Genomic DNA, 23,072 nt, shown 5'->3' with positions numbered 1-23,072 from the left:
CCGTGCCTGCCGGGCTCAGGCCGTCCGGGGGGAGTCCGACCGCGGGCCCAGCTCGGCCGTCGGGCCGCTGACCTTGTGCGAGCCCTTCACCGTGGCGAACGAGGTCTCGTAGCCGACCGTCGCCTGCGGGTCCAGTCGCGGGTCGACGGCCAGGCCCTTGTCGCCGTTGCTGCGGATGAACCAGAAGTCGGCCTGCACCCGCTCCGGGGTCACGTCCAGGACGACGAAGCCGTGGCCGATGCCCTCCAGGTAGCGCACCCACGGGTTGGCGGCCTGGAACGCGGCGGTGGTGGCGGTCGCGGCGGCCGCGGAGCCGACGGCCTCCTTGAACCCGTTGCTGGTCACCGACGGGCAGACGAACTCCACGCCCACCGAGTTGCCGTCCGTGGGATAGCTGGCGAGGTCGGTGGGCAGGTCGTTGGCCCAGGAGGAGTGGATGTCCCCGGTCAGCACCACCGGGTCGGTGCCGGCAGCCGCCATCGCGTCGAGCACCGCACGCTGGTCGGCCTGGTAGCCGTCCCACTGGTCGGTGTTGAACACCGAGCCGGGCACCGTCCCCGGGCGGGGCACGGCGAACACCCGGGCGAACACCGTCTGGTTGCCGACCACGTGCCAGGCGGTGCGCCCGGTGCGGATGCCCGTCGTCAGCCAGTCCAGCTGCGGCGGCTCGGGCAGGTGCCGGCGCGGGTCGGTCAGCGCCGGGTTGAGCTCGCCGTCGACGGTGCCCGGCACCTGCTCGCTGCGGTTCTGCCGGGTGTCGATCACCGACAGCTCGGCCAGCTCGCCGAAGCCGAAGCGGCGGAAGAACTGCCGGCCCTTGCTCGGGCGCGGCTGCCACATCGCGGGCTCCCGGATGGGCATCCACTCCAGGTAGGCCTGGAACGCCTTGGCCCGGCGGAACAGGAAGTCGCCCTCGGGCTTGATCCCGTCGGGCTTGCCCGGCTCGGTGTAGGGGGTGGCCGGGTCGTCGTCCCGCTCGTGGTTCTCCGCGCCGAAGTCGTAGGCGTCGTTGGTGATCTCGTGGTCGTCGAAGATGACGATCCACGGGTGCTGCTGGTGCGCCCGCTGCAGGTCCGGGTCGGTCTTGTAGAGCGCGTGCCGGATCCGGTAGTCCTCCAGCGTGACCATCTCGTGGACCGGCTCGTGGTCCCGGATGCCGATCAGCGCGTTCGGCCCGTACCGGTCGCCGGAGCCGGCCACGCCCGCCACCCGTGGGGCGTTGCCGTACTCGTAGAGGTAGTCGCCCAGGTGCAGCACGAAGTCCAGGTCGTCGCGGGCGGCGATCCCGCGGTAGGCGGTGAAGTACCCGCCGGTCCAGTTGCTGCAGGAGACGAACGCCATCCGCAGCGCGTGGGTCCGGCCGGGCTCGTCCGGTGCGGTCTGGGTGCGGCCGACCGGGGAGGTCTCGCCGGCGCAGGTGAACCGGTAGAAGTAGCGGGTGTAGGGGGTCAGCCGGTTCACCACGACCTTGACGGTGTGGTCGCGGCTGACGTCGGCGACGACGTTCCCGCTGCGCACGATGCGGGTGAACGCCTCGTCGGCGGCGACCTCCCAGCGGACCGGGACGGCGGGCCCGCGGCGGCTGCCGGGCAGGGACTCGGGGGTGGGCGTCACCCGGGTCCAGAGCAGCAGCTCGGTGGCCGTGGGGTCGCCGCTGGCGACGCCGAAGCCGAAGACGCCGGAACGGGCGGTCTCGGCCACGGCCGCGCGGGCGGCCTCGCTGGTGAGCCCACCGAACGTCAGGGCGGCGGCCGTGACGGCCCCGCCCTTCAGCACGGTGCGGCGGGACAGGGGTGCATCAAGCGGCATGGGGGGCACTGTGGTTGCACTGGGCGACGAGTTGGCGGTGCCCACGTGAACTCCCGGCGTCCCACGTCCTGCCGTTTCCCCTCCGGGAGCACCGGGCAGGTGCACGGTGCAGGCGAGCCGCGCCGGACCGCCCGAGCGCCCACGGGGAGCGCCGCCGTCCGGCACCGACCCGCGACACGGACGACGACGGGAGCCCCCATGGCCATCGCCACCATCAACCCCACCACCGGCGAGACGCTGAGGACCTACGAGCCGCTCTCCGACGAGGCGCTGGAGGACAAGATCGGTCGCGCGGCCGCGGCGTACCGCAGCTACCGGCGCACCCCGGTCGAGGACCGGGTGCGCTGGCTGCGGGCGGCGGCCGACGTGCTGGACGGCGACACCGACGCGGTCGCCGAGCTGATGACCACCGAGATGGGCAAGACGCTGTCCTCGGCGAAGGCCGAGGTGGGCAAGTGCGCCAAGGCGCTGCGGTACTACGCAGAGCACGGGCCGGCGATGCTCGAGCCCCAGCGGCTGGACGCCGACGCCGTGGGCGCCCGGCAGGCCTACGTCACCCACCAGCCACTGGGCGTGGTGCTGGCGGTCATGCCGTGGAACTTCCCGCTGTGGCAGGCGATGCGGTTCGCCGCCCCGGCGCTGATGGCCGGCAACGTCGGGCTGCTCAAGCACGCCAGCAACGTGCCGCAGACCGCGCTGTACCTGGAGGAGGTCTTCCGCAAGGCCGGCTTCCCGGACGACGTCTTCCAGACCCTGCTGATCGGCTCCGGCACCATCGAGCGGGTCATCCGGGACGACCGGGTGGTCGCCGCGACGCTGACCGGCAGCGCGCCGGCCGGCCAGTCGGTCGCCTCGATCGCCGGGGACGCGCTCAAGCCCACGGTGCTGGAGCTGGGTGGCTCCGACCCGTTCATCGTGATGCCCTCGGCCGACCTCGAGGCCGCGGCCGGGGTGGCGGTCACCAGTCGCAACCAGAACAACGGGCAGAGCTGCATATCGGCCAAGCGGTTCTTCGTGCACCGCGACGTCGCCGAGGAGTTCACCCGCGTGTTCGCGGAGAAGATCGCCGCGCTGGCGGTCGGCGACCCGATGGACGAGGGCACCGACGTCGGGCCGCTGGCCACCGAGTCCGGCCTGGCCGACGTGGAGGCCTACGTCGAGGACGCCCGGGCGAAGGGCGCGACCGTCGTGGTCGGCGGCGCGCGGGTGGACCGGCCCGGCTGGTTCTACGAGCCCACGCTGCTCACCGGCGTCACCCCGGGGATGGACCTCTACGCCGAGGAGGTGTTCGGGCCGGTCGCAGCGCTGTGGACCGTCGACTCCCTCGACGAGGCGATCGAGATCGCCAACAGCCACCCCTACGGGCTCGGCTCGAACCTGTGGAGCGAGGACGAGGACGAGCGGGCGCAGTTCGTCCGGGACATCGAGTCGGGGATGGCCTTCGTCAACGGGATGACCACCAGCTACCCGGAGCTGCCCTTCGGCGGGGTGAAGCAGAGCGGCTACGGCCGGGAGCTCACCGAGCTGGGCATGCGCGAGTTCATGAACGCCAAGACCGTCTGGGTCGGTGCCCCGAGCAGCGAACAGCGCGCCGGGGACAGCGCGGGCTCGGCGAACGAGTGACCCGGGGGAGGGGCAGGGACGGTCGGGTCCCTGCCCCTCCGGTCACCCCACCCGCACCGGGGAGGGGACGACCCCCGGCCCGTGCCGGGGGCTGCCGCGGCGGGCCAGCCGGCCGATGCTGAGCACGGCGTAGGCGGCGACCGCCATCAGCACGATGGTCCCGCCGGACGGGGTGTCGGCGTACCAGGAGACCGCGGTGCCGCCGACGGACACGGTGACCCCGATCAGCGCCGCGATCACCAGGCTGCTCCGGAAGCTGTGGGCCACCAGCTGCGCGCAGCCGGCGGGCAGCACCATCAGCCCGCTGATCAGCAGCAGGCCGAGCACCCGCATCGACAGCGTCACGGTGACCGCGGTGACCACCGCCAGCAGCAGGTTCAGCTGCAGCACGGGCAGCCCGCTGGCCCGGGCGTGCTCCTCGTCCAGCGCGACGGTGAACAGCGAGCGGCCCGACCCGATCGTCACCGCGAGCACGACGGCGGCCAGTACGGCGAAGAGGACCAGGTCACCCCGGGTCGTCGTGGTGAGCGCGCCGAACAGGTAGCCGTCGAGCGTGACCGGGATGCCGGCCGGCGCCCGGGTGACGACGACGACGCCCCCGGCCAGCCCGCCGTAGAACATGATGGCCAGCGCCACGTCGGCGCTGGCCGACCGGCGGGCGCGCAGCACCTCCACCGCCACAGCCCCGGCCACCGTGGCCAGCAGCGCGGTGAGCACCGGCGCGGACCGGGTGACCAGGCCGACCGCCACCCCCAGCAGCGCCACGTGGCCCAGGCCGTCGCCGATCAGCGACAGCCGGCGCTGCACCAGGTGGACGCCGACGGTGGGTGCGGTGAGGCCGACGAGCACGGCGGCCGCGAGGGCCAGCCGCATGAACTCGTAGCTCAGCACGGGGCGTCCGCGCCCGGCAGCGTCACCGTCCTGGTCACCACCTCCGCCAGCGGGCCCAGCTCGTGCAGCACGACGACGACGGCGGCGCCGGTCTCGGCCAGCCCGGCCAGCGTGCCGGCGACCACCCGCTGGCTGGCCGCGTCGACGCCGGCGGTCGGCTCGTCCAGCAGCAGCAGCTCGGGGTCGCCGGCCAGCGCGCGGGCCAGCAGCGCGCGGCGCTGCTGACCGCCGGACAGCTCCGCGAGCAGCCGGCGGCCGGACCCGGCCAGTCCGGCGCCCTCCAGCGCGCAGTCGACGGCGCACCGGTCGGCCTCGCCGAACCGCTGCCAGGCCCGCAGCCGGCTCAGCCGGCCGGAGGAGACCAGCTCGCGCACGGTCACCGGGACGCCGCCGGCCACGGTGTGCCGCTGGGGGACGTAGCCGACCCGGTGCCAGTCGCGGAACCGTGCCCGCGGCACGTCGAACAGCCGCACCTCGCCGGCCTGCACGTCGCACAGGCCCAGCACCCCCCGGACCAGCGTCGACTTGCCGGCCCCGTTGGGCCCCCGGACCGCGACCACCTCCCCGGGCCGCACCGTCAGGTCGACGCCGGTGAGGACGGCGTCCCGGCCATGGCCGAACCCCCCGCCCCGCACCGTCAGTGCGCTGACCCCGGCAGTGCGGAGGGTGGTGGCGGCACCGCCGGGCCGGGCGCTCAGGAGCACTGCTGCCCCGTCCGCAGGTCGGCCAGGTTGGCCCGCATGACCTCCAGGTAGTCCGTGCCCTGCGACTGGTCGGTGAGCCCCTCGATGGGGTCGAGCTGCCGGGTCTGCGCGCCGGTCTCCCGGGCCACGGTGTCGGCGACGGCGGGGCTGACCAGCGTCTCGAAGTAGATGGTGCGCACGCCGTGCTCGCGCACGAACTCGGTCGCCTCGGTCAGCGCGTCGGTGGACGGCTCCTCGTCCGGCGCCAGCCCGCTGATGCCGAACTGCTCGAGGTCGTAGGCGTCGGCGAGGTAGCCGAAGGCGCTGTGGCTGGTCACCAGCTCCCGGGCTGCGCAGTCGGCCAGGCCGTCCCGGAACTCCCCGTCCAGCTCCGCGAGCTGCGCCCGCAGGTCCGCGGCGTTCGCGGTGTACCGCTCGGCGTTGGCCTCGTCCACGGTGGCCAGGTGCTCGGCCAGTGCGTCGCCGACGTCGGCCATCCGCATCGGGTCGTGCCAGAAGTGCGGGTCGGTCACCGGCTCGTCGGCGTGCTCCTCGGCGTGCTCTTCCTCGGCGTGCTCGCCGTCGGAGTGCTCGTGGTCGTGGGCCTCGTAGGTGAGGGACAGGTCGGCCGCCTCCCCTGCGTCGAAGGCCCGGTCTGCGGCCTGCTGCTCGACGGCGGCGTCCACGGCCGGCTGCAGCGTCGGCAGGAAGACGACGGCGTCGGCCTCGGCCGTGGCGGCGACGTCCCGGGGGGTGAGCTCGTACTCGTGCGGTTCGGCGCCGTCCGGGGTGAGGGAGATGACGTCCGCCAGGTCCCCGGCCACCTGCTCGCTCAGCCACGCGAGGGGGTAGAACGCAGCCACGATCGTCAGCCCGTCGTCGCCGGCACCCGCGGCGTCGGCGTCGGCCGTGCCGGAGCAGCCGGCCAGCGCGACTGCCCCGGCGCAGGCGAGGGAGAGTGCGGAGAGCGAGCGGGCGGGACGTCGTCGGGACGGGAGCTGCATGGTCCGATAATCAACGTAATGAGAATCGTTGTCAAACAGGGGGAGCGAGGTCACCGCGGCCGAAGGTCACCCGACCGCGGCGGGCTGCGCCGGCGCAGCAGCCGTCGTCCCGGCAGGGGGTTCGACCGGCGCCGCCGGCCGGCGCGGCCGGCGGCTCAGCCCGGACAGCGAGACGGCGAGCACCGACGCGGTCACCAGGGCCCCGGTCGGGGCCAGCACCGCCCAGGGTGCCCGCTCGACGTAGGGCATGCCCTCGGCCAGCAGCAGCCCCCACTCCGGTGTCGGTGCGGCGGCCCCCAACCCGAGGAAGCCCAGCGCGGCCAGTGCCAGCGCGATGCCCGGCAGCCGCAGCACGGCGTTGCGTGCGGCCGCCGGCAGCACGGCGGGCACCACGTACCGCCAGGTGACCGTGGCCGGGCCCACGCCGAGCACCGGCAGCACGGTGACGTGCCGCTGCCGCCGGACCTCCTCCGACGCCGCCGCCACGTAGGCGGCGATCGGCGCCCAGGCCACCAGGGCGACGGCCAGTGCCGCCCCGGCCTGCGACGTCCCCAGTGCTGCGGCGACCAGCACACCGACGATCACCGGGGGCGCGGCGTTGGCCACCTCCACCGGCCCGACCGAGGCGCGTGGCGCCAGCCCGACCAGGATCCCGACCACCAGCGTGACCAGCACGACCAGCGACGCCGTCCCGACCGTCTGCACCGCACCGTGCGCCACCCGGGCCAGCAGGTCACGCCCGCTGGCGTCGGCGCCGAACGGCAGCGCCGCGCTGGGCGCGGCCAGCCGCGGGTGCGCGGAGGTCAGCGGGTCACGGCCGAGCCCGGCGGCCACCACGACCACCAGGAGCGCGGCCGCCCCGGCCGGCAGCAGCCAGTCGCGCCGCCGGGACGGGGTGGCCCGAGCCGGCACCGGGACGCTGCCGCTGCGCAGTGCCCGGCCCAGCAGCAGCGCCCGGGTCAGCGCGGCCACGCCGCCGAACACCGCGGAGACGCCGAGCAGCAGCAGCATCCCGGCCTGCAGGGTCGGCAGGTCCTGGGCCTCCGCGGCGCCGAGCACCGCGCGTCCCAGCCCGGGGACGGCGAAGACCTGCTCGACGGCGACGGCCCCGCCGGTGAGGCCGACGAGCACCAGGGCCACCTGTGTGGTCAGCGCGGGCAGCGTGCGGCGCACCAGGGCCCGGGAGAGCTGCCCGGCCGACGCGCCGGCCAGCTGCCAGGTGGTCACCCAGCGCTCGGTGCCGGTGCCGGTGAGCCCGTCGGCGACCAGCCGGCCGATCAGCCCGCCGGCGGGCAGGCCCATGGCCAGCGCCGGCAGCAGCACCGACGACGGGCCGGTCCAGCCATAGGGCTCGAACCAGCCCAGCCACACCGCGCCGACCAGCAGCAGCACCGAGGCGAGCAGGAACTCCGGCAGCGCGGTGAGCGCCGCGCCGGCCGCCCCGCCGGTGCGCCCCCGCCTGCCCCGGGCGACCCGGCGCAGCGGCGGCCAGCACAGCAGTGCCGCCGTGACCAGGGCGACCAGCAGGGCCGCCCCCATCAGCGTCACCGAGACGCCGAGGGCCCGGAGCAGACCGGGGCCCACCGGGGCCCCGGAGATCCAGGAGGTCCCCAGGTCGCCGCGCACGACCCCGGAGAGCCAGTGCCCGAGCAGCCCGAGTGGCCCGGCGTCCAGGCCCAGCTCGGCCCGGATCGCGGCCAGGGCCTCGGGGGTGGCCTCCTGCTCGGCCGAGCGCGCCCGCAGGATCGACAGCTCCGGGCTGCGGCCGGACAGCCAGGGCAGCACCCCGATCAGCGCCACCACGCCGAGGACGGTGACCGCACGGGAGGCAGCGGTCACCCATCCCCGCCGTGGCACGGCTCAGTCCTCGCCGACGGTGGTCTCGGCGTTGATCAGCGCCCGCTCGCGCGGGTCGCGCACGGCACCGGAGACGCCGGCGGCCTCGCCCTGGATGACCCGCTCGTGCAGCATCGGCACCGCGGCGCCGGTGTCCAGGATCGCCCGCTCGGCATCGATCACCGCGCGCTGGCGCTCCGGGCCGGGGGTGGCGGCCGCGGCCTCGGCCAGGGCGGCGTCCACCGCCGGGTCGCACAGCTGGGAGATGTTGAACGAGCCCTCGCAGGCGAAGTCGCTGTACATGTAGGCGACCGGGTCGCCGGAGTCGAGCACCGTGGCGCGGGACAGGATGAACGCGTCGAAGGCCCCGGCCAGGGCGTCGGCCTCGATGAAGGCGTACTCCCGGACGTCCTGCTCCACGGTGAAGCCCACCGCCTCCAGCTGCTGCGCCAGCAGGACGGCGACCTCGGGCAGCTCGGCCCGGTCGGTGAAGGTGCCCAAGGTGATCGTCGTGCCGGCCGGCACGGCGGCCGCGGACGGGTCCGCCTGGTCCGCGCGCAGCTCGGCGGCCCAGGGGATCGCCGGGCCCAGCAGGCCCTCGGCGATGTCGGCGCGGCCCTCGTAGACGGTCTCCACGATGGTGGCCCGCTCGACCGCGGCGCGGGCGGCCGCGCGCACCGCCGGGTCGGCGAACGGCCCGGACGCGGTGTTCAGGTAGAGGGTGTTGGTGCGCGGCATCGGCACCTCGTGCACCAGCTCCTCGTCGACCAGCCCGGCCTGGGAGACCGGCACCGCCTCGACGACGTCCGCCGTCCCGGTGCGCAGGGCCGCGGCGCGGGCGGTGCCGTCGGGCACGAAGGCCACGTCGATGCCGGCCGCGGCCGCGGGGTCGCCCCAGTAGCCGTCGAAGCGGTCCAGCGTCGCGCCGGAGGTGCCGTCCACGGCGACCAGTTCGAACGGGCCGGTGCCGGTGCCGGCCGGGTCGACCCGGCCGTCCGCGCCGTAGGCGGCCGCGGCGAGCACTGCCAGCTGCGGGCTGGACAGTCGCTGCGGCACCAGCGGGTCGGGCTCGCCGGTGGTGACCACGACGTCGGAGCCGTCGGCGACAGCGGTCAGCTCGACGCCGTCCAGGATCCGCGGGCGAGGGGAGGCCTCGTTCGCGGCGGTCAGCGCGGCGGCGGCCTGCTCCGCGGTCAGCTCGGTGCCGTCGTGGAACTCGACGTCCTCCCGGACGGTGAACCGCCAGGTGAGGTCGTCGGTCCGGGTCCACTCGGTGGCCAGGGAGGGCTGGGCGTCGCCGTCGGCGTCCAGCACCACCAGGGTCTCGGCGGTGCTCCAGCGGGAGAGCTTGAACGCGTCGTCGGTCAGCGGGTTCAGGCCCGAGCGCGGCGGCTGCAGCATCGCCAGGGAGATCCGGCCCTCGGCGGCCGGGTCGCTGCTGCCGCCGTCGGCCGAGCTGCTGAAGCAGCCGGTGGTCAGCAGGGCGACGGTGGCGCCGAGCACGAGCAGGCGGGGGGTGCGGGAGGAGGACATCGTTCCGTTCTCTGTGGGGTGGAGGGTGCTGCGGTCAGGCGGGGAGGGTGGGGACCGCGGCGAGCAGGTCCCGGGTGCGCGGGTGTCCGGGGCGGGCGAGGAGAGCGGAGGTCGGCCCCTCCTCCACGACCAGCCCGTCGTCGAGCACGACCGTGCGGTCGCAGAGCCGGGCGACGACGGCGAGGTCGTGGGAGACCAGGAGCAGTCCGAGGCCCTGGCGGGCGGAGAGGTCGGCCAGCACCTCGACCACCTGGTCGCGCACCGGCAGGTCCAGCCCGCTGACCGGCTCGTCGGCGAGCAGCAGCGCCGGTCCCGGGGCCAGCGCCCGGGCCAGCGCGACCCGCTGGGCCTGGCCGCCGGAGAGCTCCCCGGGCCGGCGCGCGGCCAGGTCGGGGTCCAGTCCCACCCGGGTCAGCGCCGTCGCGACGGCGGCCGCGTGGTCGCCGGGCACCTGCAGGTGCCGCAGCGGCACCGTGACCAGCTCGCGGACGGTCGAGCGCGGGTCCAGCGACCCGGCCGGGTCCTGGGGCACGTACTGCACCAGCCGGCGGTACCAGCGCAGCGACGCGGTCGGCCCCGAGCGGACGGGGCGACCGGCGAAGGTGACCGTGCCGTGGTCGGGGCTCTCCAGGCCGAGCAGGCAGCGCAGCAGCGTCGACTTGCCGGAGCCGGAGGTGCCGACCAGCCCGACCCGCTCGCCGGGAGCGACCTTGAGATCGACCCCCTGCAGCGCCGGCACGACGTCGCGCGGGCCCCACGGCCGCCGCCGCGGCAGCCGGTGACCGCGCACGATGCCCGTGGCGGTCAGCGCCGGGCTCTCGGCCGGGTGGCTCACGGGGCCGCACCCACCCGGGCCCGGAGCGCGCCGGCCCGGGCAGCGTTCACGAGCACGGCGCTCTGCTCGTGCTGTGGAGCGGCCAGCAGCCGGGTGATCGGGGCGTCCTCCACCACGGTGCCCTCGTGCAGCACCACCGCGCGGTCGCACAGCGAGGCGGCCACGGCGATGTCGTGGGTGATGAAGAGCAACGCGGCGTCCCGGCTGGCCCCGCGCAGCACGGCGACGACCTGTGCCTGGGTGACCAGGTCGAGGGCGGTCGTCGGCTCGTCGGCCACCAGCAGGCCCGCCCGGGAGGCGAGGGCCATGGCGATGCAGACGCGCTGCCGCTGGCCACCGGACAGCTCGCCGGGGTAGCTGTGCCGCACCCGGTCGGCGTCGTCCAGACCGACGGCCGCCAGCAGCCGGGCGCGCTCGCTCGCCAGCGCGGCGCCGTGCAGTCCCCGGTGGTTGCGCAACGGCAGGGCCAGCTGGGCGCCCACCGGCACCAGCGGGTTGAGCGCGGCGGCGGGGTCCTGGCCCACCGCGGCCACCCGCGCCGTGCCGGGCCGACGGGGAGGCGGCAGCCGGGTGACGTCGGCGCCGGCCACCCGCACGCTGCCCCGGACCTCGGCGCCGACGGGGAGGGTGCCGAGGATGGCTGCGGCGGTGAGCGACTTCCCCGATCCCGACGCGCCGATCAGGGCGACCCGCTCGGTCGTCGCGATCTCGAGCCGGACGCCGCGCACCAGCTCCAGGCCGCCGAGGGAGACCGCGAGGTCGTCGACGACGAGGGCCGCCCCCTGACGCTCCGGCTCCACCGGATTGATAATCATTGTCACCAACCTACCTGGCGATGACCGGTGGTCGTCGGCTGCCCGTCCCGGGCCGGTCGTCTTCCTGCGAACGGCTTGCAATACGGTGCTCGGCGCGAGGACCCACTCGCAGCCCGGCCGGGCGCCCCCCGCCGCCGGTACGACGCACACCCCCTGGAGGAACCCCTTGGCCGCACGCACGCCCTCCGGCCGCCGGGTGGGCGCCGTCCGCCCCGAGCTGTCCGACCTGCTCCGCAGCACCGGGGTGCTCCCGCAGTCGGCGAGCACCCCCGAGGAGGCCCGGGAGCTGCTGGCCCGGGACGGAGCGGTCGTCGTCGCCGAGCCGACCCCCGGCCCCGAGGCGCTGCCGGTCGTGGCGGCCCAGCTCTACGGCGACCGGTTGCGTCAGCTGTTCGCCGTCCGCCCGCTGCGCCAGCAGTCCGGCGAGCTGCTCGGGCTGCACAGCGACGGGGCCCACGTGGTCGTCGACGTGCACGGCCGGACCGTCAACCTCCGCGACCCGGACGAGGACGGGCTGCTGCAGCGCTGCGTCCGGCCCGCACCCGAGGGCGGGGACTCCTTCCTGGTCGACGGGTACGCACTCGTCGACGCGCTGGCCACCGGGTGCCCGGAGCTGCACGCCTTCCTGACCGGCACCGACGTCGACTACTTCGGCGGATGGGCCACCGCGCCGCACGAGGTGCCGCGCACCCCGCTGGTCCGCCGGCTGGTCGAGCACACCCGGGCCGGCCGCCGGGTGGTCCGGGCCAGCGAGACCGCCGTCCCGGTGCCGCGCGAGCCCCGTGCCGCCGAGCACGACGCGCAGCTGGACCTGTGGGCCGACGTGCTGGCCACGGCCGTCGACGTCGTGCCGCACTTCCGGCTGGAGGCCGGCGAGGTGCTGGTCGTCGACAACTACCGCTGCCTGCACGGCCGCGACCCGTTCACCGGCCAGCGCGACGTCGACGTGCTGACGGTGATGACCGCGGACGCCTGGTGAACGACGATCCACCTCTGCTGCGGGTGCGGGACCTCACCGTCGGCTTCGGCGGGCGTCCCGTCGTGGCCGGGGTCTCCTTCGACCTCGCCGCCGGCGAGCGGGTCGCCCTCGTCGGCGCCTCCGGCTCGGGCAAGACGCTCACCACGCTGGCGCTGCTCGGGCTGCTGCCGCGGGACGCCGTCGTCACCGGCAGCGTCCGGGTCGACGGCACCGAGGTGGTCGGCGCCGCGGAACGGGAGCTCCGGCCGCTGCGCGGCCCGGTCACCGCCCTGGTGCCGCAGGACCCGGGCACGTCGCTCAACCCGCAGGTCCGGGTGGGCCGGCAGGTCGCCGCACCGCTGCGCCGGGCCGGGGTGCCGCGCAGCGCGGCTGCCGCGCGGGCGGCCGAGCTGCTGGCCGAGATGCGACTTCCGGCCGGCAGCGGACGGCGCTTCCCCGTCCAGCTCTCCGGCGGGCAGCGGCAGCGGGCCGCTCTCGCCCTGGCGCTGGCCGCCGGTCCGCGGCTGCTGGTCGCCGACGAGCCGACCTCGGCGCTGGACGCGACCGCGCAGCACGGCGTGCTCGCCGTGCTCGGCCGGGCCGCCCGTGAGCGCAGCGCCGGGCTGCTGCTGGTCACCCACGACCTGGCTGCCGCGGCCACCACCTGCGACCGGGTGCTGGTCCTGGCGGAGGGCCACCTGCTCGCCGACGGGCCGCTGCGCGAGGTGCTGGCCGGGCACGCCCACGACGCGGTGCGGGCGCTGGTCGAGGCCACCGCTGCGCTGAGCCCGCCGGCCCTGGTGGGCGCCCGGTGAGCGCCGAGCTGCTGCTGGCCGCCCGTGGGCTGACCCGCCGGTACCGCGGCAGCGCCGGGCCGGCGCTCGACCGGGTGGACCTCGGCCTGACCGCGGGGCAGCGGCTGGCGGTGGTGGGGGAGTCCGGCGCCGGCAAGTCGACGCTGACCCGGCTGCTGCTGGGGCTGGAGCGGCCCGACGCCGGGGAGGTCACCTACCGCGGCCGGCCGGTGCAGCCGGGCCGGCCGAGCGCGCTGCGCTGGTTCCGCCGCGCCGTGCAGGTGGTGCCCCAGGACCCGGGCCGCTCGCTCAACCCGCGGATGCGCGTCGGCCAGGCCGTCGCCGAACCGCTGCGCTGCCTGCAGGTCCCGGGCGACCACCGGGCCCGCGTCGCCGAGCTGCTGCGCGCCGTCGGGCTGGACCCCGACGCCGCCGGCCGGTTGCCGCACGAGTTCTCCGGCGGCCAGCGGCAGCGGATCGCGCTGGCCCGGGCGCTCGCGCCGCGCCCGGAGGTGCTCATCGCCGACGAGCCGGTCAGCGCGCTGGACGCCGCCGTCCGGCTGCAGGTGGTGGAGCTGCTGCGGGCGGTCAGCGACGCCGAGGGCGTCGCGCTGCTGGTGGTCTCGCACGATCTGGGCGTCGTCACCGCGCTCTGCTCCGACGTCGTGGTGCTGGCCGCCGGCCGGGTCGTGGAGTCCGGGCCGGTGGCCCGCGTGCTGACCGACCCGGTCAGCCGCGAGGCGCACGCGCTGGTGGCCGCCGTCCCGCGGCTGGTGCTGGCATGACCGGCGCCGGCCGGACCGGGTGGATCACCTGGGAGCCGTTCGTGCTGTTCCGGCGGCTGCCGGCCGTGCCCCGGCTGCTGCTGCTGTCCCAGCTGGCGTTCAACATCGGCTTCTACCTGGTGGTGCCGTTCCTGGCGGTGCACCTCACCGAGGACCTGGCGCTGGCCGGTGGGCTGGTCGGCCTGGTGCTCGGCGTGCGCACCTTCAGCCAGCAGGGGCTGTTCTTCCTCGGCGGCGGGCTGGCCGACCGGTTCGGCGTCAAGCCCGTCGTGGTGATCGGCTGCCTCGTCCGGATCGCCGGGTTCGGGGTGCTCGCCGTCGCCACCTCGCTGCCCGCCGTGCTCGCCGGCACGGTGCTGGTCGGCTTCGCGGCGGCGCTGTTCTCCCCGGCCGTGGAGTCCGCACTGGCCGACCAGGGCCACCGGCTGGAGGCCGCCGGGGTCGTCACCCGGGCCGAGGTCTTCGGCCTGGACGCCATCGCCAGCAAGCTCGGCTCGGTCACCGGGCCGGCGCTCGGCGCCGTCCTGCTCACCGTGCCCTTCAGCGTCACCTGCTGGATCTCCGCCGGCGTCTTCGGCGTGGTGCTCGCCGCCCACCTGCGCTGGCTGCCGCGCGACCTGCGCACCGAGGGGAGCGGGGAGGAGAGCGTGCTCGCCGGGTGGGGGCACGTGCTGCGCAACCGCACCTTCCTCGCCTTCACCGCCTGCTACTGCACCTACCTGCTCAGCTACAACCAGCTCTACCTGGCGCTGCCCGTCGAGCTCTCCCGGGCGACCGGCAGCCAGGGGGCGCTGGGCTGGCTGTTCGTGCTGGCCGCGGTATCGGTGCTGCTGTTCCAGCTGCGGGTCACCGCTCGCGCCCGGCGGGCCGGGGTGCAGCGGGCGCTGCCGTTCGGCTTCGCGCTGATGAGCGCGGCGTTCCTGCTGGTCGCGGTCTGTGCCCCGCTCGCCCCGCCCGCCGGAATCTGGGCGCTGGCGCCGGCGGTCGGCATGGTGCTGCTGCTCTACACCGGCCAGATGGTCGCCGTGCCCCTCGCCCAGGACCTGGTGCCCCGGCTGGCCCGGGAACGGCGGCTGGGCGCCCACTTCGGGTTCCTCGCCTCCGCCGGCGGCGCCGCGGTGCTCGTCGGCAGCACCGGGGTGGGGGCCCTGCTCGACCTCGCCGACCGGCCGCAGCCGGCCGCCGCCGTCCCGTGGCTGGTGCTCGCCGCCCTGCCCGCGGCCTCGGCCGTCGGCCTGGCGCTGCTCACCCGCCGGATCGCCCGCACCCCTGCAGCGGGTGCACCGGCACCCGCCGTCCCCGCCGAGGAACCGGTGCGCCCGTGACCGGCCGATCGAGAAGAGGAACCATGTCCCGCCCCGCCGTCCGCGTCGCCGGTGTGCTGCTCGCGCTGCCCGCCCTGCTCGCCGGCTGCTTCGCCCCGGCCGCGGAGGAGTCGGCCGGCAGCGGGCAGCGGCTGGCGCTGGCGCTCGCCTTCCCCCCGGTCGCCGCGCTCTCCCCGTTCTCCGACGACGCGGCGCTGATCACCCGGATGGGCGTGGGGGAGACGCTGGTGGGGCTGGACGAGGCCGGCGAGCCCGCCCCGCTGCTGGCCGAGAGCTGGAGCCGGGTCGACGACCGCACCGTCACCCTCGACCTGCGGGACGACGTGCAGTTCCACGACGGGACGCCGCTGGACGCCGAGGCGGTCGTCGGCGCCCTGACGGCGGCGGCCGCCGCAGCACCGGCCCCGCGGTCGATCGACGGCCTGGGGCTCAGTGCCCGTGCGGTGGACGAGGACACGGTCGAGGTCCGGGTGGCCGAGCCCGACCCGCTGCTGGTCCACCGACTGGCGGCCCCGGGGCTGGTGGTCCTCGCCCCCTCGGCCTACGCCGACCCGGCGGCACCGGACCCGGTGGGCGCCGGCACCGGGCCGTTCGAGCTGACCGAGCTGCGCGGCGCGTCTGGTGCGACCCTCACCGCGGACGCCGACCACTGGGCGGGCGCGCCGGAGCTGGCCGGCGTGGACGTCACCTTCCCCGCCGACGCGGCCGCGCGCACCGCCGGTCTGCGGGCCGGTGAGCTGGACGTGGCGGTCAACCTGCCCATCGCCCAGCTGCCGATGCTGACCGACACCGAGGTGCTCTCCGTGCCGTTGCCGCGGTTGGTCTCCCTCTCCCTGGACACCGCGGACGGGCCGTTCGCCGACCCGGGCCTGCGTGCGGCCGCCGTCGCGGCGATCGACCCGCAGCCGGTGGTGGACGCGGTGTACGAGGGCCGGGCCGACGTCGCCGAGGGGCTGTTCGACGACGACACCGCCAGGGGCCTGGACCGGCCGGCGGTCACGCTGCCCCCGGCCGCCGACCCGGCCGGGACGAGCATCCGGCTGGCCACGTACTCCGACCGGCCCGAGCTGCCCGAGGCGGCCGCGGTGCTCGCCGAGCAGCTACGGCAGGCCGGGTTCACGGTGGAGGTCGTGGTGGCCGAGTACGCCGCCCTGGAGACCGACCTGCTGGCCGGCACCTACGACGCGGTGCTCGCCAGCCGGCTCTACCTGGGCGACACCGGCGACCCGGTCGGCTACCTCTCCGCCGACCTGACCTGCGAGGGCAGCTACAACCTGGCCCGGCTCTGCGACCCGGCGGTGGACGCCGCCGTCGCCGAGGCCGCGACCCTGACCGACCCCGAGCAGCGCCGGGCCGCGGCGCTGCGGATCGAGGCCCAGGTGCTCTCCACCGGCGCCGTGGTGCCCGTGCTGCACGAGCGCACCCACACCGGGTACGCCCCGACGGTCAGCGGTCTGGCCGTCGACCCGTTCGACCGGCTGCTGCTCGGCACCCAGACGACGGTCGGGGAATGACCGCCGGCCGGGTGCGGCCGGTGGCTCCGGCCCGGCCGCGGCGCACTCCCGGACGGCTCCGGTCGGGGCTGCTCCGCCCCGCGCTGACCGGGCTGGGTGCGGTCGCCGGCACCGGGCTGCTGGTCGGGGCGCTGCCCTGGCTGTCCGGGGACGACCCGGCGCGCACCGTGCTGCGGGCCCGGGAGGTGGAGCGTGAGCCGGACCCGGCCACGCTCGACGCGCTGCGCGAGCAGCTGGACCTCCCCGCCGACCCGGTCCGCGGCACGCTCTCCTGGCTCGGACGCGCGGTCTCTGGCGACCTCGGCACCTCCTGGGTCAGCGGGCAGCCGGTCGCCGAGGTCGTCCCGCCGGCGCTGGGCGTGTCCGCGACCCTCGCCGGGACGGCGGCAACAGTGGCCGTCGTGCTCGCCGTGCTGTTCGCGTCGCCCGCCGTGCGCCGGGCCGCCGACGGCCGCGCCGACGGCGGCGGTGCGGCGGGGGTGCTGGCCGCCGCACTCGCCGCGCTGCCGGAGTTCGTGCTGGCCGTCCTCGGGGTCGCGGTGGTGGCCGTGGGCTGGGGGCTGCTGCCCACGTCGGGGTTCACCGGCCCGGAACACCTCGTGCTGCCCGTCCTGGCCCTCGCCCTGCCGGCCGGGGGACTGCTCGGCCGGGTGCTGGCCGGCGCCGTCCGGGAGACCGCAGGGGAGGCCTGGGTGCGCACCTGGCGGGCCGCCGGCGTCTCCCGCGCCGCGGTGCAGGGGGCGATCGCCCGGCGGGCGTTGACCGTCGTCGTCCCGCAGGTCCTGCTGCTCCTCGTCGGGCTGCTCGGGGCCGGCGCCGTGATCGAGGCGGTGTTCGACGTGCCCGGGCTCGGCCGGGTCGCGCTGGCCGGTGCACTGGCCCAGGACCTGCCGGTCGTGCAGGCCGCCGTCGCGGTGCTGGTGCTGCTCGGTCTGGCGGCCGGCGGGGCCGGGGTGCTGCTGCACCGTGCGCTGCTCGGGCCGGCGGGCACCGACGGCGGGCTGTCGCCGGAGCTCCCGCCCCCGGCGCCCGGCGCCGGTCGGTGGGCGGCCGGGCTGCTCGCCGTGCTGCTGCTGGCGGTCCTTGCCGGCGTGCTGCGCGACCCCGCCGCCCAGGACCTCGGCGACCGGCTGGCCGCACCGTCGTGGGCGCACCCGCTGGGCGCGGACGCGCTCGGCCGCGACGTGCTCGCCCGGTTCGGCGCCGGTGCCCTGCCCTCGGTGGGGCTGGCCCTGCTGATCAGCGCGGTGGTCCTGGTCACCGGCGTCGCTGCCGGACTGCTGGGCCGGGAGCGGGCGGGGCTGGCCGACGTGCTGAACGCGCTGCCGGCGGTGGTGGTGGGCATCGCGTTGGCCGCCGTCGCCGGTCCCAGCCTGGCCGGCGCGGCCGTGGCGGTGAGCCTGGTCGCCTGGATCCCGCTGGCGGTGCACACCCGGACCCTGGCCGCCGAGGTGCGCGCCTCGGGCTTCCACCTCGCGGCCCGCACCAGCGGGGCCGGTCGCTGGCACCTGGTCCGGCACCACCTGCTCCCGGTGGTCCTGCCGCCGGTCGGCCGGCACGCGCTGCTGCGGGTGCCGCAGACCGCGCTGGCGCTGGCCGGGCTGTCCTTCCTCGGCCTCGGGGCCGGCGCCGAGTCACCGGAGTGGGGGCGCAGCCTCGCCGACGGGGTGGTCTACCTGGAGCGGGCGCCCTGGCTGGTGGCGGTGCCCGCCGCGGGCCTGGTGCTGCTCGGGGTCGCCGCCGGGCTGGTCCGCACCGGCCGCTGAGCCGGCGGGCCGCCCCCGGCCTCGCGGGCGGCGGCCCGCCAGGCCGAGGAGCGCAGCAGCCGCAGCCCGTTCAGCGCGACCAGCACGGTCGACCCCTCGTGCCCGGCCACGCCCAGCGCCAGCGGCAGGGTGCCGATCAGGTCCCAGGCCACCAGAACCACGATCACCGTGCCGGCGACCACCAGGTTCTGCACGACCAGCCGGCGGGCGCGTCGGGCCAGCGCGAGCACCGTGGGCAGCGCGGACAGGTCGTCGCGGACGACGATCGCGTCGGCGCTCTGCAGCGCCAGGGCCGACCCGATGCCGCCCATCGCCACGCCCACGTCGGCGGTGGCCAGGGCCGGGGCGTCGTTCACCCCGTCGCCGACCAGCGTGACCCGGTGCCCGGCCCGCTGCAGCTCGCCGACCGCGGCGGCCTTGTCCTCCGGCAGCAGCCCGGCCCGCACGTCGACGAGCCCGGCCTGGGCGGCCAGCGCGCGGGCGGCACCGGCGTTGTCGCCGGTGAGCAGCACCGGCTCGGTGCCGGTCTGCCGGCGCAGCGCGGCGACGGCACCGGCGGCCTCCGGGCGCAGCCGGTCGGCGAGCGCCAGCACCCCGGCCGGGCGGCCGTCCACGGTGACGACGACGGCGGTGCGACCGGCGGACTGCTCCTCGGCCACCAGCTCGGCGACCGCCTCCTGCCCCGGCGCCGGCGCGGCGACGGTGACCGTGCGGCCCCCGACCGTGGCGGCGACCCCCGACCCGACCGCGGCCCGGAAGCCGGTGGCCGGGGCCACGGAGAGCCCGGCGACGCGGGCGGCGGTGACGACCGCGCGGCCGATCGGGTGCTCGCTGGGCCCCTCGGCCGCGGCGGCCAGGGCGAGCAGCTCGTCGCCGGTCGTCCCCGGCAGCGGCCGGACGGCGACCACTGCGGGCGTGCCGTCGGTGAGGGTGCCCGTCTTGTCCAGCGCCACCACCGTGGTGGCGCCCAGCTGCTCGAGCACGACGGCGGAGCGGATCAGCACCCCGTGCCGGCTGGCGTTGGCGATCGCCGACAGCAGCGGCGGCATGGTGGACAGCACCACCGCGCACGGCGAGGCGACGATCATGAAGGTCATCGCCCGCAGCAGCGCCTCCTGCAGCGACTCCCCGAACAGCTGGGGGACGCCGAACACGGCCAGCGTGCTGACCACGACGCCCATCGAGTACCGCTGCTCCACCTTCTCGATGAACAGCTGCGTGCGGGCCTTGGTGGCGCTGGCCTCCTCGACCAGGGTCGCGATCCGGGCGATGACCGCCTCGGCCGCCGGCCGGTCGACCTGGACGGTCAGCACCCCGGTGCCGTTCGACGTCCCGGCCCAGACCTCGTCGCCGGGCGCCTTGTCCACCGGCAGCGGCTCGCCGGTGATGGACGCCTGGTCGACGTCCGAGCCGCCGTCCAGCACGGTCCCGTCGGCCGGCACCCGCTCACCCGGCCGGACCACCACCACGTCGCCGACGGCCAGGTCGGCCGCGGGCACCGCCCGCTCCTGCCCACCGGCCAGCACGGTGGCCTGCTCGGGCGCGAGGTCGGTGAGCCCGCGGACGGCGTCGGCGGTGCGGCGGGTGGCCACCGTCTCCAGCGCGCCGGAGGTGGCGAAGATGACGATGAGGAGCGCGCCGTCGAAGACCTGGCCCAGCGCCAGGGCGCCGATCGCGGCCAGCACCATGAGCAGGTCGACGTCCAGGGTGCGCTCGCGCAGCGCGGTGATCCCGGCCCAGGCAGGCTCCCACCCGCCGGTGCCGTAGCAGCAGAGGTAGAGCGCCCAGGCCAGCGGCTGCGGACCGTCCAGCAGCTGCACCAGGCCCCCGGCGAGGAAGAACGCCAGGGCCGCGGCGGCCCAGCGCACCTCCGGCACCGCTCCCCAGCCAGGCAGTCGGGGTCGCCGAGCGGGACTCGAGGCGGCCAGCTGAGGGGCCTGCGTCAGGGTCACCGCGTCACCCTATCTGCGCAGATGCGCAGGCACGCAAGTCGACGTCCGGCCTAAGGTGCAGGGATGGCACACACCGGCATCGACGGCTTCTCCATGCCGTCCGGCGACGCGGTGCGGCGGGCCGCGGAGGCGTTGCGCATGCTGGGTGACCCCACCCGGCTCAACGTGCTGTGGGCGCTGATGCAGGGCGAGACGTCGGTCGCCTGCCTGGCCGAGCTGGCCGGCACCTCGCCGACCGCGGTCAGCCAGCACCTGTCCAAGCTGCGGCTGGCCGGTCTGGTCAGCAACCGGCGCGAGGGCACCTTCGTCTACTACCAGCTGGCCGATCCGTACGTGGGTGCGCTGCTGCGCCAGGCGCTCTCCCACGCCGGGCACCCGGTCGACGACCGGGTGCCCGAGCCCCGCTGACCTGACCGCGGTCAGCCGGCCACAGGACCCGCAGTCGACAACAGTTCTCACATGCTCCTATCCTCATGCGAAGAACGCCGGGCTCCATCCGCAGGGCGCGGGCCGCCTCGACGAGGAGACGACCAGATGATCCGCAACACCCGCCAGCGCACCGCCGTCAACGCCGTCTTCGACGAGCTCGAGGGCTTCCACAGCGCGCAGGAGGTGCATGCCCGGATGCGGGCGGCGGGGGACTCGATCGGGCTGTCGACGGTGTACCGGGCCGTGCAGGCCCTGGTCGAGGACGGCGAGCTGGACTCGATCCGCACCGACGCCGGCGAGGCGATCTACCGGCGGTGCAGCGCCCGGCACCACCACCACCTCGTCTGCCGCGCCTGTGGCCGCACGGAGGAGGTCGAGGGCCCGACGGTCGAGCGCTGGGCCGACCGCGTCGCCGCCGAGCACGGCTTCGTCGACGTCACGCACAGCCTGGAGATCTTCGGCACCTGCGCGGCCTGCCACCGCGCCGGGGCGCCCTCGGCCGACCGGCCGGGCTGAACCGCTCCCCGGCCGGTCGGACCCCGGCGGGGGTCACATCGCTCCCTCCCGGGCGGCCTGCCACAGGTCGATGCCGGCGTCGACGGCGTGCTGGTCGATCGCGGCCAGCTCCTCGGCGGAGAACTCCAGGTTCTCCAGGGCGGCGACGTTCTGCTCCAGCTGCCGCACGCTGCTCGCCCCGATCAGCACCGAGGTGACCCGCGGGTCGCGCAGTGCCCAGGCCAGCGCGAGCTGCGGCAGGCTCTGGCCGCGGGCCTGCGCGAGCTCGTTGAGCGCCCGCACGTGCGTGACGTACTCGGGGGTGATCATCCCTGGGTCCAGCGACTTGGACTGGCCGGCCCGCGAGCCCTCCGGCACGCCGTCGAGGTACTTGTCGGTGAGCATCCCCTGGGCCAGCGGGGAGAAGGCGATGCACCCGGCGCCCACGTCGGCGAGGGTGTCCAGCAGCCCCTCGGTCTCGATCCAGCGGTTGAGCATCGAGTACGAGGGCTGGTGGATCAGCAGCGGCGTCCCCAGGTCGGCCAGGATCTCCGCCGCCTGTGCCGTCATCTCCGGCGAGTAGGAGGAGATGCCCGCGTAGAGCGCCTTGCCCGACTGGACGGCCGTGTGCAGCGCGCCCATCGTCTCCACCAGCGGCGTCGTCGGGTCGGGTCGGTGGCTGTAGAAGACGTCGACGTACTCGACGCCCATTCGTTGCAGTGACTGGTCCAAGCTGGACAGCACGTACTTGCGCGACCCGCCGCCCTGCCCGTACGGGCCGGGCCACATGTCGTAGCCGGCCTTGGTGGAGAGGACCAGCTCGTCGCGGTACGGGGCGAAGTCGTCGGCCAGGTGCCGGCCGAAGTTGGTCTCCGCGCTGCCGTAGGGCGGGCCGTAGTTGTTGGCCAGGTCGAAGTGGGTGATCCCCAGGTCGAAGGCGCGCCGCAGGATGTCCCGCTGCCGGTCGAAGGGGACGTCGTCCCCGAAGTTGTGCCAGAGACCGAGGCTCACCGCCGGCAGGTCCAGGCCGCTGGCGCCGGTGCGCCGGTAGGTCATCGAGTCGTAGCGGGTGCTCTCCGCGGAGTAGGCCATGAGCTGATCGTGCCCGGCGGGCGGCGGGTCAGCGACGACGGGGGCGACGGCCGCGGCGTCCGCCACCGGCCGCCTGCCCGGTCGAGGTGGCCCAGTGCCCGGGGCGGTTCAGTGACGCGGGGAGTGCCGTGCCCGCGTCGCCGACGGCGGCGGTCAACTGCGGCTGGGTGAGGAAGAGCGCGCCGGTGAGGTCGGCGCCCCGCAGGTCGGCGGCGCGCAGGTCGGCCCCCAGCAGGTCGGCCCAGCGCAGGTCCGCACCCCGCAGGTCCGCCCCGATCAGGTAGGCGCCGCGCAGGCTGGCCCCGTGCAGGTCGGCGCCGTGCAGTGCGGCGCCGATCAGGTCGGCGCCGCGGCGGTCCCGGGCCCGGGCGGGCACGTCGGCCCGGGCCACGTCGCTGACCCGGCCGAGCAGCTCGCCGACCTCGCGCCGCAGCGCTGCGGCGTCCAGGCCGGCCAGCTCGTCGGCGTCCGCCCGGGTGAGCTCCTCGGTGCGGGCGTGTGCGGTCGCGACCTCGCTGGCCAGCGACCCGGCCGGCAGCAGGGTCCGCGCCTCGGTGAGGTGCCACAGCAGCTCGGTGAGCTGCCGCATCACCGGGAAGACGGCGAAGACCGCCGCGGCCGTCGCCGGGTCAGTGCGCCAGTCCCGGCCGGGGAAGGTGTCCTCGGTGACCCGCTGGCCGGCGCCGAAGCAGTCGAAGACGACGCAGCCGGGGAACCCGCGGTCACGCAGCTGGTCGTGCACGCCGCAGCGGGCGTCGGGCTGCAGGTTCGGGCACGGGGTGCCGGCCGGCTTGTCGATCGCGAAGTCCGCGGAAGCGGCGAAGGCCGGCACCACGCAGCACAGCCCGCTACAGCGACTGCAGTCAGCGGTCAGGTCCCGCCGCGCCTCCGCCAGCAGGGGGAGGGTGGTGCGCGGGTCGGACACGGGGCCTC

Annotated in this window: 20 protein-coding genes; 9 read left to right on the top strand and 11 right to left on the bottom strand. The window is 76.2% G+C overall.

Going from position 1 to position 23,072, the window contains the following annotated elements:
• Positions 1–15: 15 nt before the first annotated feature.
• Positions 16–1,809 carry an alkaline phosphatase D family protein gene (locus tag O2V63_RS09695; RefSeq protein ID WP_269167330.1) on the bottom strand — a complete coding sequence of 598 codons (1,794 nt, stop codon included), beginning with the start codon at positions 1,807–1,809 and terminating at the stop codon, positions 16–18.
• Positions 1,810–2,007: 198 nt separating this feature from the next.
• On the opposite strand from O2V63_RS09695, the gene O2V63_RS09690 reads away from it, so the two are divergent.
• On the top strand, positions 2,008–3,432 hold the full coding sequence (locus tag O2V63_RS09690) for an NADP-dependent succinic semialdehyde dehydrogenase (protein WP_269167329.1): 1,425 nt from the start codon (positions 2,008–2,010) through the stop codon (positions 3,430–3,432).
• 42 nt (positions 3,433–3,474) lie between these two features.
• Here O2V63_RS09690 and O2V63_RS09685 read toward each other — a convergent pair whose 3' ends face one another.
• The 7 genes from O2V63_RS09685 to O2V63_RS09655 form a co-directional block, all read right to left on the bottom strand.
• A complete protein-coding gene (locus O2V63_RS09685; RefSeq protein WP_269167328.1) occupies positions 3,475–4,323 on the bottom strand; it encodes a metal ABC transporter permease in 849 nt (282 codons plus the stop codon).
• Positions 4,317–5,027 carry a metal ABC transporter ATP-binding protein gene (locus O2V63_RS09680; RefSeq protein ID WP_269167327.1) on the bottom strand — a complete coding sequence of 237 codons (711 nt, stop codon included), beginning with the start codon at positions 5,025–5,027 and terminating at the stop codon, positions 4,317–4,319. The genes O2V63_RS09685 and O2V63_RS09680 overlap by 7 nt, the downstream gene beginning before the upstream one ends.
• The gene (locus O2V63_RS09675) at positions 5,018–6,010 is read right to left on the bottom strand and encodes a metal ABC transporter substrate-binding protein (protein ID WP_269167326.1); all 993 of its coding nucleotides are present in this window, start codon (positions 6,008–6,010) and stop codon (positions 5,018–5,020) included. Before O2V63_RS09675 ends, O2V63_RS09680 begins: the two co-directional genes overlap by 10 nt.
• Before the next feature lie 66 nt (positions 6,011–6,076).
• Positions 6,077–7,849 (bottom strand): ABC transporter permease subunit, encoded by a 1,773-nt coding sequence (locus tag O2V63_RS09670; protein ID WP_269167325.1) that lies wholly within the window; start codon positions 7,847–7,849, stop codon positions 6,077–6,079.
• Positions 7,850–7,870: 21 nt separating this feature from the next.
• The gene (locus O2V63_RS09665; protein ID WP_269167324.1) at positions 7,871–9,379 is read right to left on the bottom strand and encodes an ABC transporter substrate-binding protein; all 1,509 of its coding nucleotides are present in this window, start codon (positions 9,377–9,379) and stop codon (positions 7,871–7,873) included.
• 34 nt (positions 9,380–9,413) lie between these two features.
• Positions 9,414–10,214: an ABC transporter ATP-binding protein gene (locus O2V63_RS09660; RefSeq protein WP_269167323.1), complete on the bottom strand. Its 801-nt coding sequence runs from the start codon at positions 10,212–10,214 to the stop codon at positions 9,414–9,416.
• Entirely contained in the window at positions 10,211–11,029 is an 819-nt protein-coding gene (locus tag O2V63_RS09655; RefSeq protein ID WP_269167322.1) for an ATP-binding cassette domain-containing protein, read from the bottom strand. Before O2V63_RS09655 ends, O2V63_RS09660 begins: the two co-directional genes overlap by 4 nt.
• A 166-nt stretch (positions 11,030–11,195) precedes the next feature.
• Between O2V63_RS09655 and O2V63_RS09650 the strand changes: the two genes are divergently transcribed.
• Genes O2V63_RS09650 through O2V63_RS09625 form a run of 6 tightly spaced genes read left to right on the top strand, consistent with a single transcriptional unit; the run spans position 11,196 to position 18,171 of the window.
• Entirely contained in the window at positions 11,196–12,008 is an 813-nt protein-coding gene (locus O2V63_RS09650) for a TauD/TfdA family dioxygenase (RefSeq protein WP_269167321.1), read from the top strand.
• The gene (locus tag O2V63_RS09645) at positions 12,005–12,802 is read left to right on the top strand and encodes an ATP-binding cassette domain-containing protein (protein ID WP_269167320.1); all 798 of its coding nucleotides are present in this window, start codon (positions 12,005–12,007) and stop codon (positions 12,800–12,802) included. The genes O2V63_RS09650 and O2V63_RS09645 overlap by 4 nt, the downstream gene beginning before the upstream one ends.
• Positions 12,799–13,566: an ABC transporter ATP-binding protein gene (locus O2V63_RS09640; protein WP_269167319.1), complete on the top strand. Its 768-nt coding sequence runs from the start codon at positions 12,799–12,801 to the stop codon at positions 13,564–13,566. Before O2V63_RS09645 ends, O2V63_RS09640 begins: the two co-directional genes overlap by 4 nt.
• On the top strand, positions 13,563–14,891 hold the full coding sequence (locus O2V63_RS09635) for an MFS transporter (RefSeq protein WP_269167318.1): 1,329 nt from the start codon (positions 13,563–13,565) through the stop codon (positions 14,889–14,891). The genes O2V63_RS09640 and O2V63_RS09635 overlap by 4 nt, the downstream gene beginning before the upstream one ends.
• A 23-nt stretch (positions 14,892–14,914) precedes the next feature.
• Complete coding sequence (locus tag O2V63_RS09630) at positions 14,915–16,405, top strand: ABC transporter substrate-binding protein (protein WP_269167317.1); 1,491 nt, start codon at positions 14,915–14,917, stop codon at positions 16,403–16,405.
• Positions 16,402–18,171 (top strand): ABC transporter permease subunit, encoded by a 1,770-nt coding sequence (locus tag O2V63_RS09625; RefSeq protein ID WP_269167316.1) that lies wholly within the window; start codon positions 16,402–16,404, stop codon positions 18,169–18,171. Before O2V63_RS09630 ends, O2V63_RS09625 begins: the two co-directional genes overlap by 4 nt.
• On the opposite strand, the gene O2V63_RS09620 is transcribed toward O2V63_RS09625, so the two are convergent.
• Complete coding sequence (locus O2V63_RS09620) at positions 18,078–20,123, bottom strand: heavy metal translocating P-type ATPase (RefSeq protein ID WP_269167315.1); 2,046 nt, start codon at positions 20,121–20,123, stop codon at positions 18,078–18,080. The genes O2V63_RS09625 and O2V63_RS09620 overlap by 94 nt on opposite strands.
• Positions 20,124–20,186: 63 nt before the next feature.
• Between O2V63_RS09620 and O2V63_RS09615 the strand changes: the two genes are divergently transcribed.
• Positions 20,187–20,531 carry an ArsR/SmtB family transcription factor gene (locus O2V63_RS09615; RefSeq protein WP_269167314.1) on the top strand — a complete coding sequence of 115 codons (345 nt, stop codon included), beginning with the start codon at positions 20,187–20,189 and terminating at the stop codon, positions 20,529–20,531.
• A gap of 126 nt (positions 20,532–20,657) precedes the next feature.
• The gene (locus tag O2V63_RS09610; RefSeq protein WP_269167313.1) at positions 20,658–21,068 is read left to right on the top strand and encodes a Fur family transcriptional regulator; all 411 of its coding nucleotides are present in this window, start codon (positions 20,658–20,660) and stop codon (positions 21,066–21,068) included.
• 33 nt (positions 21,069–21,101) lie between these two features.
• Here the strand turns inward: O2V63_RS09610 and mgrA are convergent, their stop codons facing one another.
• Both mgrA and O2V63_RS09600 read right to left on the bottom strand, forming a co-directional pair.
• The gene (mgrA, locus tag O2V63_RS09605; protein WP_269167312.1) at positions 21,102–22,139 is read right to left on the bottom strand and encodes an L-glyceraldehyde 3-phosphate reductase; all 1,038 of its coding nucleotides are present in this window, start codon (positions 22,137–22,139) and stop codon (positions 21,102–21,104) included.
• A gap of 28 nt (positions 22,140–22,167) precedes the next feature.
• Complete coding sequence (locus O2V63_RS09600; protein ID WP_269167311.1) at positions 22,168–23,064, bottom strand: pentapeptide repeat-containing protein; 897 nt, start codon at positions 23,062–23,064, stop codon at positions 22,168–22,170.
• Positions 23,065–23,072 lie beyond the last annotated feature (8 nt).

It is taken from the genome of Modestobacter sp. VKM Ac-2977 (genome assembly GCF_026968045.1).
Classification (GTDB): Bacteria; Actinomycetota; Actinomycetes; order Mycobacteriales; family Geodermatophilaceae; genus Modestobacter.
The sequence above is the reverse complement of the archived record's forward strand: the minus strand, read 5'-3'. Positions and strand labels throughout refer to the sequence as shown.